Annotated in this window: 11 protein-coding genes; 8 read left to right on the top strand and 3 right to left on the bottom strand. The window is 43.7% G+C overall.

Translation table 11 applies throughout. The features are described 5' to 3' along the window. Positions 1 to 64: 64 nt before the first annotated feature. The gene (gene glnE / locus H5125_RS00825; RefSeq protein WP_101085281.1) at positions 65 to 2,920 is read right to left on the bottom strand and encodes a bifunctional [glutamate--ammonia ligase]-adenylyl-L-tyrosine phosphorylase/[glutamate--ammonia-ligase] adenylyltransferase; all 2,856 of its coding nucleotides are present in this window, start codon (positions 2,918 to 2,920) and stop codon (positions 65 to 67) included. A 157-nt stretch (positions 2,921 to 3,077) separates the two neighbouring features. On the opposite strand from glnE, the gene H5125_RS00820 reads away from it, so the two are divergent. From H5125_RS00820 to H5125_RS00785, 8 genes are all read left to right on the top strand, one after another. Continuing rightward, entirely contained in the window at positions 3,078 to 4,040 is a 963-nt protein-coding gene (locus tag H5125_RS00820; protein ID WP_101085280.1) for a hypothetical protein, read from the top strand. A 13-nt stretch (positions 4,041 to 4,053) separates the two neighbouring features. Continuing rightward, positions 4,054 to 4,953: a DUF350 domain-containing protein gene (locus H5125_RS00815; RefSeq protein ID WP_101085279.1), complete on the top strand. Its 900-nt coding sequence runs from the start codon at positions 4,054 to 4,056 to the stop codon at positions 4,951 to 4,953. Positions 4,954 to 4,956: 3 nt separating this feature from the next. Continuing rightward, positions 4,957 to 6,717 carry a polyamine aminopropyltransferase gene (locus tag H5125_RS00810; protein WP_259395368.1) on the top strand — a complete coding sequence of 587 codons (1,761 nt, stop codon included), beginning with the start codon at positions 4,957 to 4,959 and terminating at the stop codon, positions 6,715 to 6,717. A 79-nt stretch (positions 6,718 to 6,796) separates the two neighbouring features. Further along, entirely contained in the window at positions 6,797 to 7,210 is a 414-nt protein-coding gene (locus H5125_RS00805) for a YjfI family protein (RefSeq protein WP_101085277.1), read from the top strand. 10 nt (positions 7,211 to 7,220) lie between these two features. Beyond that, complete coding sequence (locus H5125_RS00800; RefSeq protein ID WP_101085276.1) at positions 7,221 to 7,910, top strand: PspA/IM30 family protein; 690 nt, start codon at positions 7,221 to 7,223, stop codon at positions 7,908 to 7,910. 6 nt (positions 7,911 to 7,916) lie between these two features. After that, a complete protein-coding gene (locus H5125_RS00795; RefSeq protein WP_162023855.1) occupies positions 7,917 to 8,570 on the top strand; it encodes a hypothetical protein in 654 nt (217 codons plus the stop codon). Positions 8,571 to 8,593: 23 nt separating this feature from the next. Then, a complete protein-coding gene (locus H5125_RS00790; RefSeq protein WP_101085274.1) occupies positions 8,594 to 8,929 on the top strand; it encodes a hypothetical protein in 336 nt (111 codons plus the stop codon). Positions 8,930 to 9,058: 129 nt separating this feature from the next. Next, positions 9,059 to 9,868, top strand: a complete 810-nt coding sequence (locus tag H5125_RS00785; RefSeq protein WP_162023856.1) for an ion transporter — start codon at positions 9,059 to 9,061, stop codon at positions 9,866 to 9,868. A gap of 141 nt (positions 9,869 to 10,009) precedes the next feature. Here H5125_RS00785 and mrcB read toward each other — a convergent pair whose 3' ends face one another. Further along, positions 10,010 to 12,310 (bottom strand): penicillin-binding protein 1B, encoded by a 2,301-nt coding sequence (mrcB, locus tag H5125_RS00780; protein WP_182743185.1) that lies wholly within the window; start codon positions 12,308 to 12,310, stop codon positions 10,010 to 10,012. 68 nt (positions 12,311 to 12,378) lie between these two features. Continuing rightward, on the bottom strand, positions 12,379 to 14,925 hold the full coding sequence (gene hrpB / locus H5125_RS00775; RefSeq protein ID WP_182743241.1) for an ATP-dependent helicase HrpB: 2,547 nt from the start codon (positions 14,923 to 14,925) through the stop codon (positions 12,379 to 12,381). Positions 14,926 to 14,948: the final 23 nt, after the last annotated feature.

Below are 14,948 nucleotides of genomic sequence, written 5' to 3'. Positions count from 1 at the left end.
TAATAGTTCTATAATCAAAGCAGTTAAGTGACTAAATATCAACCTAATCTACTTTGATTAATGTTTAAACCGATAGAATTTCATTATAAATTTCAATTACACTGTCGATTTTTTGTTGCACACTTTGTATGGGTAATTTACCGGGCAACTGTTGTAATGTCAGTTCATGATTCTCGTCACGCAGCCAGCAATAGGTTTGGGTTAAATGTTGGGCTTGCATGATGGGTAATAACTCCAACTCCGCCAACACTTCAAAGATACGCACATTATCAGACCAAATGGTTAATTCCTGATATTGATGAGCATTCGCTAACACTAAGTACTGAGCGATAAACTCTATGTCTGCAATACCACCAGCACTCTGTTTTAGATCAAATTGCCCTGGTTCAACTTGCAACAAGTGCTCACGCATTTTTATCCGCATGTCTTTGACCGCTTTGGCTAATACCTCTTTATCACGCTCTATTTTCAATATTTTCGCACGTAAATCACTAAAACGACCGGCAAGCGAATAATCACCAAATACAAAACGAGATCGCACTAATGCTTGATGCTCCCAAGTCCACGCTTCTTGTTGTAAATAGGTACCAAAATGCTCAATCTCACTCACCAACAAACCAGAAGCACCTGACGGACGTAAGCGCATATCCACTTCATATAACTCACCAGACGTTGTCCGGGTAGCAAATAAATGCACAATACGTTGGGCAAGCTTGAGGTAGAAATGGCCGATATCAATAGGACGCTTACCATCAGTTGTGCCAGCACCTGTGTGGCCGTGTAGAAACACCAAATCTAAATCAGAACCATAACCCAGCTCAATTCCACCTAACTTACCGTAACCAATGACGGCAAAACCCATGTTACTTGGGCTCGTTCCTGCAGGTATACCATGGCGAGATGCCACCTGATGCCAAGCTTGTAGTACAACTTGTTCGATAATGGCTTCAGCTAAAAAGGTTAAATGATCGCTAACCTGCATGACAGGTAATACCCCAGTAACATCTGCGGCCGCAATCTTAAGCTGCTGAGACAATTTAAACTGCCGCAACGCTTCCATTTGCTGTTCCATGTCATCTTCAGGTACACGTAATAAATACTGGCGTAATTCACTAGGATAATCATCAATCGAAGTAATGTCATACAGCTGCGACGGATCAATTAACTCATCGAGCAGCATTGGGAAATTCGCCAGCTCGCGGGCAATCCAAGGGCTTGCACAACACAAACTCACTAATTGCTGTCTAGCGCCTGGGTTTTCACATAAAAGTTCTAGATAGGTAGTACGGGTTAAAATTTTATCCAGCACTTTAGCTACTGGTTTAAACGCTTGGCTCGGTTTAGTTTGAGTCACTAACTCTTCAAGCAACTTAGGCATTAATTTGTCTAGCGTTTCACGTCCTCGAGGTCCGATAGAACGTTTCGACACCGTTTGATGCCACTCATTTAATAGTGGCCATAATTCGGCATCATCGATTTGTTGCTCTTGCAATAAGGCGTTAGCGTGTTCATCTTGCTGCACATTCCAAAATAAAGCAGTCCAATGATCATTGTGTTCATGGCTGTCAGTACCACCCACAGTGGCATTAAAATGGCCATGAATGGTGACCATTGCTTGATTAATTTTTTGACGAAGTTCGGCTTCATCGGCCATGTCTAGCGGATAACATAAACGTTGCCAATCGAGCTCATTATTAGGCAGGGTTTGCGTTTGCTTATCGTCAATGGCTTGCAACAAGTTTTCCACTCGACGCAATATAATATAACTGTGTTTAAGCTCATCAACCGCTAAGTATTCCAATTGCCCTAAGCTGTACAAGGTATCAATGGCGCCAAATAAACTTTGCTGACGCAATGCAGGCTCGCGGCCACCACGGATTAACTGAAAACTTTGCACCACGAATTCAACTTCGCGGATCCCGCCGGCGCCAAGCTTAATATTATCGGTTAACTGACGACGCCTAACTTCTTGGGCGATTAATTGCTTCATTTTACGCAGTGATTCAATCGCAGAAAAATCAATATAGCGGCGATAAACAAATGGTCGTAGTAGGTCATGCAACTCATCGCAATAGCCAGACCAAGGTCCAAGTACGCGCGCTTTGACCATGGCATAACGCTCCCAATCACGGCCTTGCTCTTGGTAATAGTCTTCTAAACCGCTAAAACTGACCACCAAAGGACCACTTTCACCATAAGGTCGTAGACGCATGTCGACACGGAAAACGAATCCATCCACGGTGACTTGGTCGAGTAAATTCACCAAGCGTTGTCCCATGCGGATAAAAAATTGCTGATTTGCCTGAGTCCGTCGACCGCCAACGGTTTCACCATGTTCTGGAAAGGTAAAAATTAAGTCGATGTCTGATGAAAAGTTAAGTTCACGACCACCCAGTTTACCCATGCCTAAAATCAATAAGGGTTGTGGCTTACCTTCAGCACTTGTTGGTGTGCCGTATTGTTGACACATCTCTTGATATAACCAATCACGTCCAGCAATTACCAATGCCTCTGCTAATGCAGATAAATCGAGTAATGACTCTTCAACTGGGGTGTAATTTAAAAAGTCACGCCACGCTAAGCGCACCATTTGCAGATTACGATAACGACGTAAGGCAGACTTAACTTGCTCTTCTTGAGTTAACTCAGCTAATAGCGAATGTAACTGAGCATCAAACTCACTGCGCACAACATCACTTAATAAGCCATCAAATAACTGCACAATCCATTCTGGATGACGACAAAGTTGCTCACCCATATAGTCACTTAAGCCAAATACGGCCTTTAACTCTTGCTGTTGCATGGCTGTCAGTGCTGTTTTAGCTTCTGGCCAAACGTCGCAGAGTCTTAACCAGTAACGATCTGCGCTGTCTAGCATCGCTGCAGATAATACCTTGTTACTTTGGTTTTGCATGGCAATAATGATCCCTAAAGAAAATGAACGTTGGACATATTATGTCGTGAATGGTATATCTATCAGCCAGTCAAATGATCAGATTAATATCATTGACACTAAGATTACTATAACCTGTGTCATATTGAATTAGCACATGAAAAATCTACATTTTGGAGAAAACATGGTAGGTCACCTCCCACGTGTACTCACATTGATAACGGTATTGTTTGTTGCCTTAACCCTTGGCGGTTGCGGTGACGATAGACCGGAACAAATTGCTAAGTACCAGCAACTGACCCAACAACGACTTGATCTGTTGGCCAGTTCGCTCGATAACAATCAGTTACGCAATGCGACGTTACTCAAACAATACACTCGAGTTCTCGCTCAGCGTCAATCCGACTTAACCCCATTACTAGAAGAATTGGCTAAAGATGCCAGCACTGAAGGGCCAATGTTTAAGTCATTAACGCGTCGTTACAAAGACTTAAACGACAGCGCTAATTTTATTGATTTAGATCAACAGTTAGCTGAAGCACAGAATATTTATCAAGCCGCTGACACCAGTTTGTATAACGATATGCTGTCTGATCCAGTCAATGTTGTTGCCGATATGTCTAAAGGGCAACTCGCTCGAGTTAATGCTATTAGCCGTGAGGCTGAAGCCCTAGCAAATGGCACCGAAGGCAGTGGTGCAGGCAGCCAACTTGTGGGTAATCCTGCATATGGTAGCTGGCAAAATAATTCAAGCGGCACCTCCATTTGGGCTTGGTATGGCATGTATGCGATGTTTTCTAACTTCTCCCGCCCAATAGGCTACGGTAGTTGGTCGGGTAACCGTGGTTACAGCTATTATAATGATGTGGGACGTTACCGTTACACTTCACCAAAACAAGCAACTTCGCAAACCAAAACCTTTGAACAAACCAAGAAACGTTTTAACAGCCAAGGGAAACGATTCGACAGCCCTTATGCAAAAGCTCGAACAGGCTCTACTAGCTTGTCACGTCAAAGTACCAGTGCACCCAAAGCTAATAGCACCACTCAGAGCGCGAGTAGAAAATTTCGTTCGAGCTACTCAAAAGACAGCAGTTTCCGTAACTCAAGCAGCCGCACTAGTCGCGGTGTTAGCCGTGGAAAATAGGTAAGGACTCACCATGACATTTTTTCAAGAATATGGCTTAACTCAACATTTGGCGATTATTTTAGCCATTGATTTAACCATCGCTATCATTTTGCTGACGCTAATGCGTTATTTGCAGGGGTGGAGCGTTAAAGTCAACAGCAGTGCAGAGTTAGCCGAGCGCGACAACTTTGCCTTTGGGATCAGTACCGCTGGTGCTGTGGCGGCTTTAGGTATTGTGCTAACTGGCGCTATCACAGGCGAAGCGGCTCCGTCTTATTTAACTGAAGCGATTGGCATGTCGGCATACGGCTTGTTTGGCTTAATACTGATTAAATTAGGCCGTTTTTTACATGATAAAATCGCCTTAAATGAATTTGCTAAAAACGATGAGATTCTTAAAGGTAATATTTCTGTTGCTGTGGTTGATGCTGCTGCAGCCATAGCCACTGCCATTATTATCCGCGCGGTATTAATGTGGGCTGAAGATATTACTCTAGATACCTTTATCGCTATTTTTAGTGCCTTTTTAATCTCACAACTGATGTTAGTCATACTCACCCGACTACGTGAAAAGCGTTATGCCAAACGTAATCAAGGCGCGTCAATGCAACAAGCGTTAACTCAGGGCCAAACGGCATTAGCACTTCGTCACAGCGGCTACATGATTGCCATGGCACTAAGCTTTAATGCGGCGAGTCATTTTATTGCTTATGACCCAACAGCCCATGTAAGCAACATTATTGGTTGGTGCGCATTCTCATTGATCATGCTGGTGGTATTATCGTTATTAATAACCATAGTGAAAAAAATGGTGTTAGCCGGTATCAATCTTGCTGAAGAAGTTGAGAAACAACAAAACATCGGTATTGCAGCCGTTGAAATGGCGATTAGTATTGCCGTTGCCCTTATTCTCACGGCGTTAATGGCTTAATCTATGACAACACCTTTGCTCGATGATCTTCCCGCTAACACTACACAGGGGGACTCGCAGCAAAGTTCCCCTCCATCCCGTCAAGTATCATGGTTTGATGATGCCTTGTTACTCGGCATTATGGCCTCGTTGGCGGGATGCGGTCTTATTTATGAATACTTATTATCACACTATGCTGGTCGCATTCTCGGCGCATTAGAAGCCGCCATTTACACCATGATTGGTCTAATGATTGTGTCCATGGGTGTGGGCGCTTTTGCCGCACGTAAAATAAAATGCGCTTTTACTGGCTTTGCCATGCTTGAATTAACCGTAGCACTGTGTGGCTCTTTTGCCATTATCATTACCGCAGCGGTCATCGGATTCGGTCAACAACTGCCGTTAACCATCGCCAATACACTCGGCCTACCGCCAGATCATTTACCCAATGGTGGCTTTATTGCCAGTTTGCAAACTCTCAGTGCATATTTACCGTATGTTTGGGGTGTATTACTCGGGTTAATGATTGGCATGGAAATTCCACTTATTGCCCGCGTTCGACAATCATTGTCTGAAGCGCACTTACTGCATAATGCCGGCACCATATATGGTGCCGATTACATTGGCGCTGGAATAGGCGCCGCAATCTGGGTCGGTTTTATGCTGGCCATTGATATTCAATTAGCTGCTGCGCTTACAGCGAGCGTTAACCTACTCGCTGGACTGGTGTTTATTTGGCGTTTTTGGTCAAAAATAAATCATGTAAAATTGCTGCTTATCGGCCATATTATTGCCAGTGTGGTGATTGGCATATTAGCCGTTAAAGGCCCGAGCTGGGAACAGCATTTTAATAATCTTTTGTATAAAGATCATGTGGTTTATGCCAAAGCGACCCGCTTTCAGCAGCTCAATTTTACTGAGCGTTTGCGCGGTGGTGGTTTACCTCCCGTTTATAATTTATACATCAATGGTCGGTTACAATTTTCAAGCAGCGACGAGCACATCTATCATAGCTTTTTGGTTCATCCAACATTGGCTGCCAGCGCACGGCACGATAACGTGCTCATTATTGGTGGTGGTGATGGCTTAGGACTGAAGCAAGTACTCAAATGGCAACCTAAAACGGTTACCTTAATGGATTTAGATAAAGACTTACTGGCACTGTTTAAATCGCCACCAGCAGATATGCCACAACGCTTACAGGATGCATTACTGGCGTTAAACGGCGATGCGTTAAACGATCCACGCTTAACATTAATGGTCGACGATGCATTTAACGGGGTTGATAAGCTAATTCAAAATGGCAAAATGTTTGATGCCATTATTGTTGACTTACCCGACCCAAGTCATCCTGATTTAAACAAACTGTATTCAGACTTATTTTATCGTAAGCTTAATGAATTACTTAGCGCCGATGGCGTGATAACGGTGCAATCAACCTCACCTTATCATGCGCCAAAAGCGTTTATATCGGTTGGTAAAACACTGACTGCTGCAGGGTTTAATGTAAAACAGTATCACCATAATGTCCCTAGCTTTGGTGAATGGGGTTGGAGCATTGGCAGTAAAATGGGTAAAAACCCACAACAACGACTTGCTGCACTAACAGATATACCGGTACCAGAAGAATGGCTAACCCCAGGACTTATTCACGCTTCATTTGAATTCCCAAAGAATTTCTATGCCGATATAGACAACATCAAAGTAAACGAAATTGGTTCATTACAGCTGTATTACTACCACTTAGCGGCTTGGTCAGAAAATGAAGTAATTAATCTTTTTTAATTGGACCAGATAGCGCTTGACATATTATGTCTAGATGCTATCTTTACTCACAGACATAATATGTCAATTAAGGACGAATATGAACATCCATACCATTGCAGGTCACCTAAACGGACTATGCGATCACAGCAAAACCGGTTTTCAGTTTGATTGTTATCCGATTGACGGTGATGTTGAAGTGTTACAAGTCAATATTGTCGGCCGAGAAGAAATTCCGGTGTTTGTATCAGTAACTGACAACCAAATATTGTGTATCAGTTACTTGTGGGGCGAAAACGAAGTAAACCAAGCTCGCCGCGCTGAAATGTTCGAGACCATGTTAGAGCTCAACATTCCAATGCCATTATCATCGTTTGCTAAAATTGATGATAAATATGTGGTTTACGGGGCATTATCTGTGCAATCAAGCATGGAAGAAATTGAACAAGAATTAGCAGTACTGTCAGACAACTGTCTGGAAGTCATCGACGAACTCGTCGAATTTTTAATCTAAGGAGCCAATTATGGGCATTCTAAACAAGATTCTTACAGCGTTTCGTGGTGGTGCAACTGAAGTTGGCCAAAATATCGTTGACTCAAACTCAACCCGAATTTTTGAACAAGAAATTCGTGATGCAGAAAAGCATTTAACCCGAGCTAAACGTGAATTAACTGATGTTATGGCTAAAGAAATGCAAGCCAGTCGTGAAATTGATCGCCTAAAGCGTAGTGTTGTTGAGCACGAAGGCTATGTCACCCAAGCGCTAGACAAAGGCAACGAAGCTTTAGCAATTGAAATTGCTGAAAAGATCGCTCAGCTAGACGAAGAATTAGCTGAACAACAAACAGCCAATGATAGCTTTAGCTCACATGCAGTGCGTTTAAAAGATTTAGTGAAGAAGACTGAGCGTCAGTTAAATGATTACCAACGTCAACTTACTATGGTTAAAACCACTGAAAGCGTGCAAAAAGCCACTGCAACTATCACTGACTCATTTGCGTCAAGTAATTCAAAACTGCTTAACGCTAAAGATTCACTAGAGCGCATCAAAGCACGTCAACAACAGTTTGATGACCGCTTAAAAGCGTCAGAAACATTAGCTGAAGAGAATAGCGATAAGTCATTACATGCCAAGCTAGCTGAAGCAGGTATTGGTGAGCAAAAGTCGAATGCTAATGCTGTGCTAGATCGCATTAAAGCACGTAAAGGTTAAGCTATTATGGGATTTCTTAGTGGCCTATTCGGCAAAAAAGAAGCCCCGAAGCGTAAGCTTGACCATCCAAATAAACTGCTCAAGGGTGATATGATCACCTTTGATGACAGTTTTGCTTTGCCTACGCAATTGCGCGGGCAACAGCTTAAGGTTGAAGCTATTCATACTTATGAATACCAACGCTCGCAGCTTTGTGAATTCTTATTACGTGGCCATAGCGGCACCGCAATCTATTTATCCTACGTGCAAGAAGACGAATCTTACTTAAGTATTTCAATCAAAATCAACCGCGCTGTGGTTGAACAATTGTTTGAACTTGACGCATTTGCTGAAATATTTGAAGAACCAGGCAAAGCAACGCTGACATTGCAGGCACTTCCTGCCGAGTTAGCCGCTGAGTTCGATAAATGGCTCAGTGATGAATATCATCAAGTTGAATTTGCCGGTTTTGGTTACTTCCATCGTCAAGATTATCGCGACCTAAAGCCTCCTCAAAATGACGATGATGCTCGCGGTGAAGGTTTTGAAGGTTACAGTTTGGCTAATGCTGATGACTCTCACGCGGTTGATATTGAAGTTTACGAAAGTGGAGACACTGAAGTGATGTTGACTTTATATCGCCCACTGACCGATATTAGAGAGTATTGGCCAGCAAGCTGATACAGGTAGGAGACGATTTTCTAATGAGTTCAGGCAAACCGTTACCAGAGAAATGGCTTAAAAACCAACAAGCTGCAAAAGCAACCCAAGTGGCTTTTGATCTGGATGAGAAGTTTCAATACTCAATCCGAAAAGAAGCCTTAGATAAAGGCGTCAGTCCTTCAGACCAAATCAGGACCATACTTGGACTCTCTGTATCCAAACGTCCAAAGCGTCCTCGTTTAACTGTGTCATTAAATGCTGAAGATTATGTGATTTTAGCCCAGAAATACGGCTTAGAATCTGAGTCGCAGCTGGAAATCAAAAAGCGCGTATTAGATGATTTGGTCCACTTCGTTGATACTAAATCGTCAAAATAAACACCGTTATCAGCACAATACATTAACTAAAAACAACGCACCAGACACTTGTCTTGTGCGTTTTTTGTTATGATAAACTCAACATCTTAACAAAGCCTCACGGCGAACGAATGCAAACGGACTTATTATATGCTCGAATCTAAACGTTGGTCGGTCAAAAATGTCGATGGCCCAAGTCCATTCGAACTCGCAATGATGGTGTTATCACTGATCTCTGTGGTGATAGTACTCACGATTACCTTTGGTAAGTTAGACGCTGAAACCAACAAAGTACTGCTGTATATAGACACTACAATCTGCATGATTTTTATGACCAAGTTTTTCCATGGTTTGTTCAAAGCACGTAATAAAGCCTTTTACTTTAGGCACCATTGGATAGACTTTGTTGCCAGCATTCCAGCCATTGAAGCACTGCGTATCGCCCGTATATTCCAAATATTAAGGGTTATTCGTTTAATCCGCATGAGCCGGTCATTATTAATCCCATTATTGCGTCAGCGAAAACAATCTACATTGGCCAGTTTACTGGTGGCGATGGTATTAATTTTGGCCACTGCATCTGTACTTATTTTACTAGTAGAAAGCACTGAACCTAACGCCAATATACAAACTGCAGAGCAAGCTATTTGGTGGGCATTAGTGACCATATCAACCGTCGGTTACGGTGACTTCTATCCCGTCAGTACGGTAGGCCATATCATCGGTGGATTAGTGATCATTAGTGGTGTCAGCTTTTTCGGAGTGATATCCGGTTATATGGCATCTGTTTTCGTCGCACCAGATGAGCAAGAACGTAACGAAGCGCAAGAGGCTCAAGCAGCGCATAAAGCAGAAATCAATACCAAGCTAGAACAAGCGCTAGAGCGCATGGAGCACAATCAGCAGCAAATGATCGAAGAAATTGCTACCTTACGTAATCAACTCGGACAAGGTAAATAGCTTCTGCTCTGCAATATCGTCAGCAGGAAAAAAGATTGCTTAAAAATGTTGATTATCCTGCGCGAGACAAAAAAATAAGCCCAAAGTAATCACTTACTTTGGGCTTATTGTTGGCAACAACATAATGGCTAAGCTAACGCGTTACTCTCCCACCAACTTCTGCCACCAAGATAATGACTCGCCACAATTGGCAACCGGATGATAGCTAGCGTCTAATGCAGGTAGACCGATAATATTGTCACAATTACCTTTCTTAGCCACACCCGTTGTACGATCAAAATAACCATTAATCACCCCATTAACAGGCATCATTCGTAAACTAAGCGGTGGACGTTGATGTAAAAAGGCCTGATACACGGCCATTGCGCCACTACTACCATACAAGCCCGTTTTACTGTTATCGTCTTGGCCAACCCAAATAGCCGCTACGTTACGTTCATCAAATCCAGCAAACCACGAGTCACGACTATCATTACTGGTACCGGTTTTACCCGCTAAACGAACCCCAGGAAATGCAGCGCCTAAACGCTTAGCCGTACCATTTCGCACTACCTGGTTCATTGCATATTGAACTAAGTAATCGGTTGCCGGATCAATCGCCATCGACGATGGAACACGAGTGACTTCCAACGCTTGGTTTTGACTGTCTAATACCGCGGTAATCGATGATAACTTACGATAGCGACCTTCATCAGCAATGGTTTGATAAACTTGAGCCACCATTAATGGTGAGCCATTCACCGCACCCAACAACATCGATGGATAAGGGGATATATCATCCTCCCAACCCGATTTTTTCAATGTAGCAGCAACCTTTTCAACACCAACAGCTAAACCAACGTTAACCGTTGGAACGTTCATTGAATCTTTAAATGCGTTTAATAAAGGCACTTGACCACTGAACTTTTTATCGACGTTTTTAGGCGACCAGGTTTTACCTTGCTCATTTTTAAGGGTGATGGGTTTATCTTCTACGGGAGTGGCTAAAGTAAATTTATCTGCTTGGCGTAATGCGCTGGCATACACGAATGGCTTTATTAACGACCCAATTGGACGTCTAATTTCAACCGCGCGGTTAAATCCTTCATAACTCGGTTGTTTATCACCCACCATCGCTGCTATGCCGCCAGTATATTTGTCGGTGACAACCATGCCGACTTGAACGTTTTTAGCTCGTTTATCCAGTGATGCCATGGTAGACAACACGGCTTTTTCTGCGGCTTCTTGGGCCATAGGATCGAGCGTGGTATACACTTTTACGCCCGACTGCTTCAGTAACGAATCACCATAACGGTCGCGTAACTCTTGTTTAACCACAGCAAAAAACGCTGGTAACTTCTGATGTACCGATTTTTTAGCACTGCGTAGACCGATTGGCGACTCTGCTGCAGCTTTATATTGGGCAACGGTTAATTTATCGTTTTCCATAAGCAAACGTAACACTAAATCACGGCGCTCTTGGGCTCGTTCAGGATAACGCCACGGGTTGTAATAAGAAGGTCCTTTAATGACCGCAACTAAAAAGGCTTGCTGCGACACGGTTAATTCACCAATGGGGCGACCAAAATAGAATTGTGAGGCTAATCCCATACCATGCACACCACGGGCCTTGTCTTGGCCCATGTACACTTCATTGAGATAAGCTTCTAAAATTTCATCTTTGCTATAACGAAAATCGATAATCAATGCCATTATGGCTTCACGCACTTTACGCACAATTGAGCGTTCGCTGCTTAAAAAGAAGTTTTTGGCTAACTGCTGAGTTAAGGTTGAACCCCCTTGCACCGTACGACCGGCAGTAATATTGACCACCGCAGCGCGTGCAATCGCCAATGGGTTTACCCCAAAGTGATCATAAAAACTGCGGTCCTCAACCAAAATAAGCGCATCGATAATCATTGAAGGCATCTCTGGCGTTCGCACAAATAAACGGTCTTCGCCATCGCCGGCAATAATACGGTCAAGTAATACCGGTTCTAAATGAAATACCGCTAATTCACGTTTGTCAGACATCCGCTTAACTGAGCTAACGCCTTCAGAGTCAAAGCTTATCATCACTCGCTGCTCGGCTTGGTTGCCTTCGGGATGCAAAAACGGCCGACGCCATAATTCGATACGAGTACTTGAAGCAGAAAACTCGCCAACTTGCCGCGGATTGGACACTTTACGGTAACCCAGCAAATTAAGCTCAGCCATTAACTGCGGATGGTTTATCGCAGCACCTGGGTACAATGCCATTGAACGACTAAAAACTTGGGCCGGTAAATGCCACTTTTGCCCTTCAAATTTCTGCGCAATAATTTGGTCTAAATAAATAGCGTAAAAGCTCACAACAGCAATACCAACGATTGATAATTTCCATGTGAGCGACCACAGGTTTTGCCACCAAGATGAGCCACTTTTTTTTGTGTTGGCTGAAGACTTTTTGGGTTTTTTACTCATAAATAATGGTTTCGTTTTCCATATAACGCTGAAATAATTGCATGTTATTAATAAGCTAGATGACTTATTTACACGCCTGGAGTTTTCTTTTTAGTAAATTTTGTTGCCACTGTATTCACTGGGTCATCAGGCCATAAATGCCTAGGATAACGACCACGCATTTCTTTTTTTACATCAATATATGGGCCTTGCCAGAAGCTGGCTAAATCTGCCGTGGCGGCTAATGGTCGTTGTGCTGGCGACAACAACTCCATAGTAACCGTCATTTTGCCGTGCAATATTGTCGGGCTTTGCGCCATCCCTAATGCTTCTTGTAAACGTACACTAAGCAACGCACGGCCTTGTTGGTCATTGTTATGATAAAAATGTCCGTCAGTATCAAGTGGCATCTGGTAACGGATGGGGGCACGAGTGCCAGTTGCCATCGGCCAATGTGTTGGCACCAGTTGCTCTAATAGCTGCTGCTGTTGCCAATTGAGTAAATTTTTCACCAATCCATACGCGGCTACTTTAGCCAATGCGGCCAATGAACGAATGTTATCCAAATGTGGCCCAAGCCAATCTTCTAACGTCGCCAGTAAGTACTCATCGCTTAAACAAGGCCAATCATGCTCTGGCGCAAAGTATCGAGCCAATTCAACCCGATATTGTAACTGGATTAACAGCTCGTCACGATTAAGGATTGTTAACCCTTTTATACGGATCTGTTCTAATAATGCTGCGGTAATTTGTGCCCGTTCAGGCGTAATACCGGTGTCGATTTTAATGATAACCTCACCGATTTTGGTATGTTTTTCAGCAAAAAAACGCCCTTTTGCTTCATCCCAACCACCGTGAACATGAGTAGTTACTAACGAGGCAAGTTCGGCAGTAAACAAGCGTTCATCTAACCTTGCTGCAAGGTAAATTTGGCCAGCATTACGACCTTGAGTCTCTTGAAAGTCAGCAACCACTAACCAAGGTTCATGAGCCAAACTGTCTTCGGCATTGATCACCACACCCGTACCATTACTTAATAAAAAGCCTTCATGGCCACGAGCTTTGGCAATACGATCAGGGTAAGCAAGTGCTAACAAATAGCTTATATCACGAGTCGATGCATTACGTATTGCCTCATTGACCTGACCCGATATCGCCAAAGATTGTTGCCATTGCCTAACTTGCTGTTTAATTTGCCCCTGCAAAGCCTCGGTCAAATAATGATGAATATCAGCGCCTTTTTTCGGTAGTCCACGGGCTTCAATAATGCCTGCTAATACGCAAGCCAGCAGGCAAAGTTGCGGCTGATTGTCGTGCAAGGCAAGTTGCTTAGCTTTAAGCAGCATATGCGCTAAGCGTGGATGGCAACCTAATGCATAAGCCTCTCGGCCAAGTGACGTTAATTTACGTTGTGGATCAATTAATTCAAGTTGAATAAGTAATCGCCATGCGACTTGTTCATGGATCGGCGGCGGTGGTGTGAGCAATGATAATTCAGCAAATGATTTAGCGCCCCAACTGGCACAATCAAGTGCCATAGAAGTCAGTTCTGCTTGCGTGATTTCGGGCTCATCGACTTTGCGCATGCGCCCTTGTTCTTCTTGGCTCCATAACCGCACGCAATAACCCGCAGCTAAGCGCCCTGCTCGGCCACTACGTTGAATAGCCGATGCCTGGCTAATGCGCTTAAGCCCTAAGCGTGTCACGCCGGTTTTAGGGTTAAAACTCGCTTCACGTCGATAACCGCTGTCTATAACAAGGGTGATGCCTTCAATCGTTAAACTCGATTCAGCCACGTTAGTCGCGAGGACGATTTTACGTTTACCCGGTTCTGCTGCACGAATCGCTTGATCTTGCTCCGCTGACGACAAGTCGCCATACATAGGACAAATAAGCCATGATGCATCTAAACGCTCACGCAATAATCCAGCTAATTTACGAATTTCACCTTTACCGGGTAAAAACGCCAAAACGCTGCCCTGTTGATATTGCGCTAGATTGGGATCGGAAATGGTATCGATAATCACACGGGACATGTGTGTTAGCCACAACTGTTGCCCAGGGCAAGGCTGATAAGCAATCTCAACCTCAAAACTGCGACCATCACTGTGTATTTGCGCAGCATCGGGCATTAACGTGTCTAGCGGTAAGCCAGACAAGGTGGCAGACATAGCAATAATGTGTAAATCGTCACGTAATGATTGCTGCACTTCCAGTGCTAAAGCCAAGCCTAAATCAGTCGTAAGATGACGCTCATGTATTTCATCGAAAATAATCACATCAATCCCACTAAGCTCTGGGTCTTGTTGGATCATGCGGGTCAGAATACCTTCGGTGACAATTTCTAATCGAGTATCTGCGCTGACTTTTGATTCGCCACGGACACGATAACCCACTTGCTGGCCAACATTTTGGCCCAATTGTTGGGCAATAAACTTAGCGACATTGCGGGCCGCGACTCGACGGGGTTCTAACATCAGAATTTTGCCATGAATTTCAGGCCAGGCTAACATCGCTAATGGTAATGCTGTGGATTTACCTGCACCGGTTGGCGCTTCGATAATAATGTGTGAATGGGCCGAAAACTGCACACGCAACGAGTCGAGTACCGCGTGAATCGGCAATGTCGTGGGCATCAATGATGGGTGCTGCTGCAATA

The sequence above is a fragment of the Shewanella sp. SR44-4 genome, from assembly GCF_014163715.1.
Lineage (GTDB): Bacteria > Pseudomonadota > Gammaproteobacteria > Enterobacterales > Shewanellaceae > Shewanella.
Note: the sequence above shows the minus strand (reverse complement) of the source record. Positions and strands in the feature narration are given on the sequence as shown.

Coding starts and splice junctions, on each gene's coding strand:
- H5125_RS00795 (WP_162023855.1), top strand. CDS start 7,917: ATGGGATTTCTTAGTGGCCTATTCGGCAAAAAAGAAGCCCCGAAGCGT.
- H5125_RS00810 (WP_259395368.1), top strand. CDS start 4,957: ATGACAACACCTTTGCTCGATGATCTTCCCGCTAACACTACACAGGGG.
- H5125_RS00815 (WP_101085279.1), top strand. CDS start 4,054: ATGACATTTTTTCAAGAATATGGCTTAACTCAACATTTGGCGATTATT.
- H5125_RS00800 (WP_101085276.1), top strand. CDS start 7,221: ATGGGCATTCTAAACAAGATTCTTACAGCGTTTCGTGGTGGTGCAACT.
- hrpB (WP_182743241.1), bottom strand. CDS start 14,925: ATGCCCACGACATTGCCGATTCACGCGGTACTCGACTCGTTGCGTGTG.
- H5125_RS00790 (WP_101085274.1), top strand. CDS start 8,594: ATGAGTTCAGGCAAACCGTTACCAGAGAAATGGCTTAAAAACCAACAA.
- H5125_RS00805 (WP_101085277.1), top strand. CDS start 6,797: ATGAACATCCATACCATTGCAGGTCACCTAAACGGACTATGCGATCAC.
- H5125_RS00785 (WP_162023856.1), top strand. CDS start 9,059: ATGCTCGAATCTAAACGTTGGTCGGTCAAAAATGTCGATGGCCCAAGT.
- H5125_RS00820 (WP_101085280.1), top strand. CDS start 3,078: ATGGTAGGTCACCTCCCACGTGTACTCACATTGATAACGGTATTGTTT.
- mrcB (WP_182743185.1), bottom strand. CDS start 12,310: ATGAGTAAAAAACCCAAAAAGTCTTCAGCCAACACAAAAAAAAGTGGC.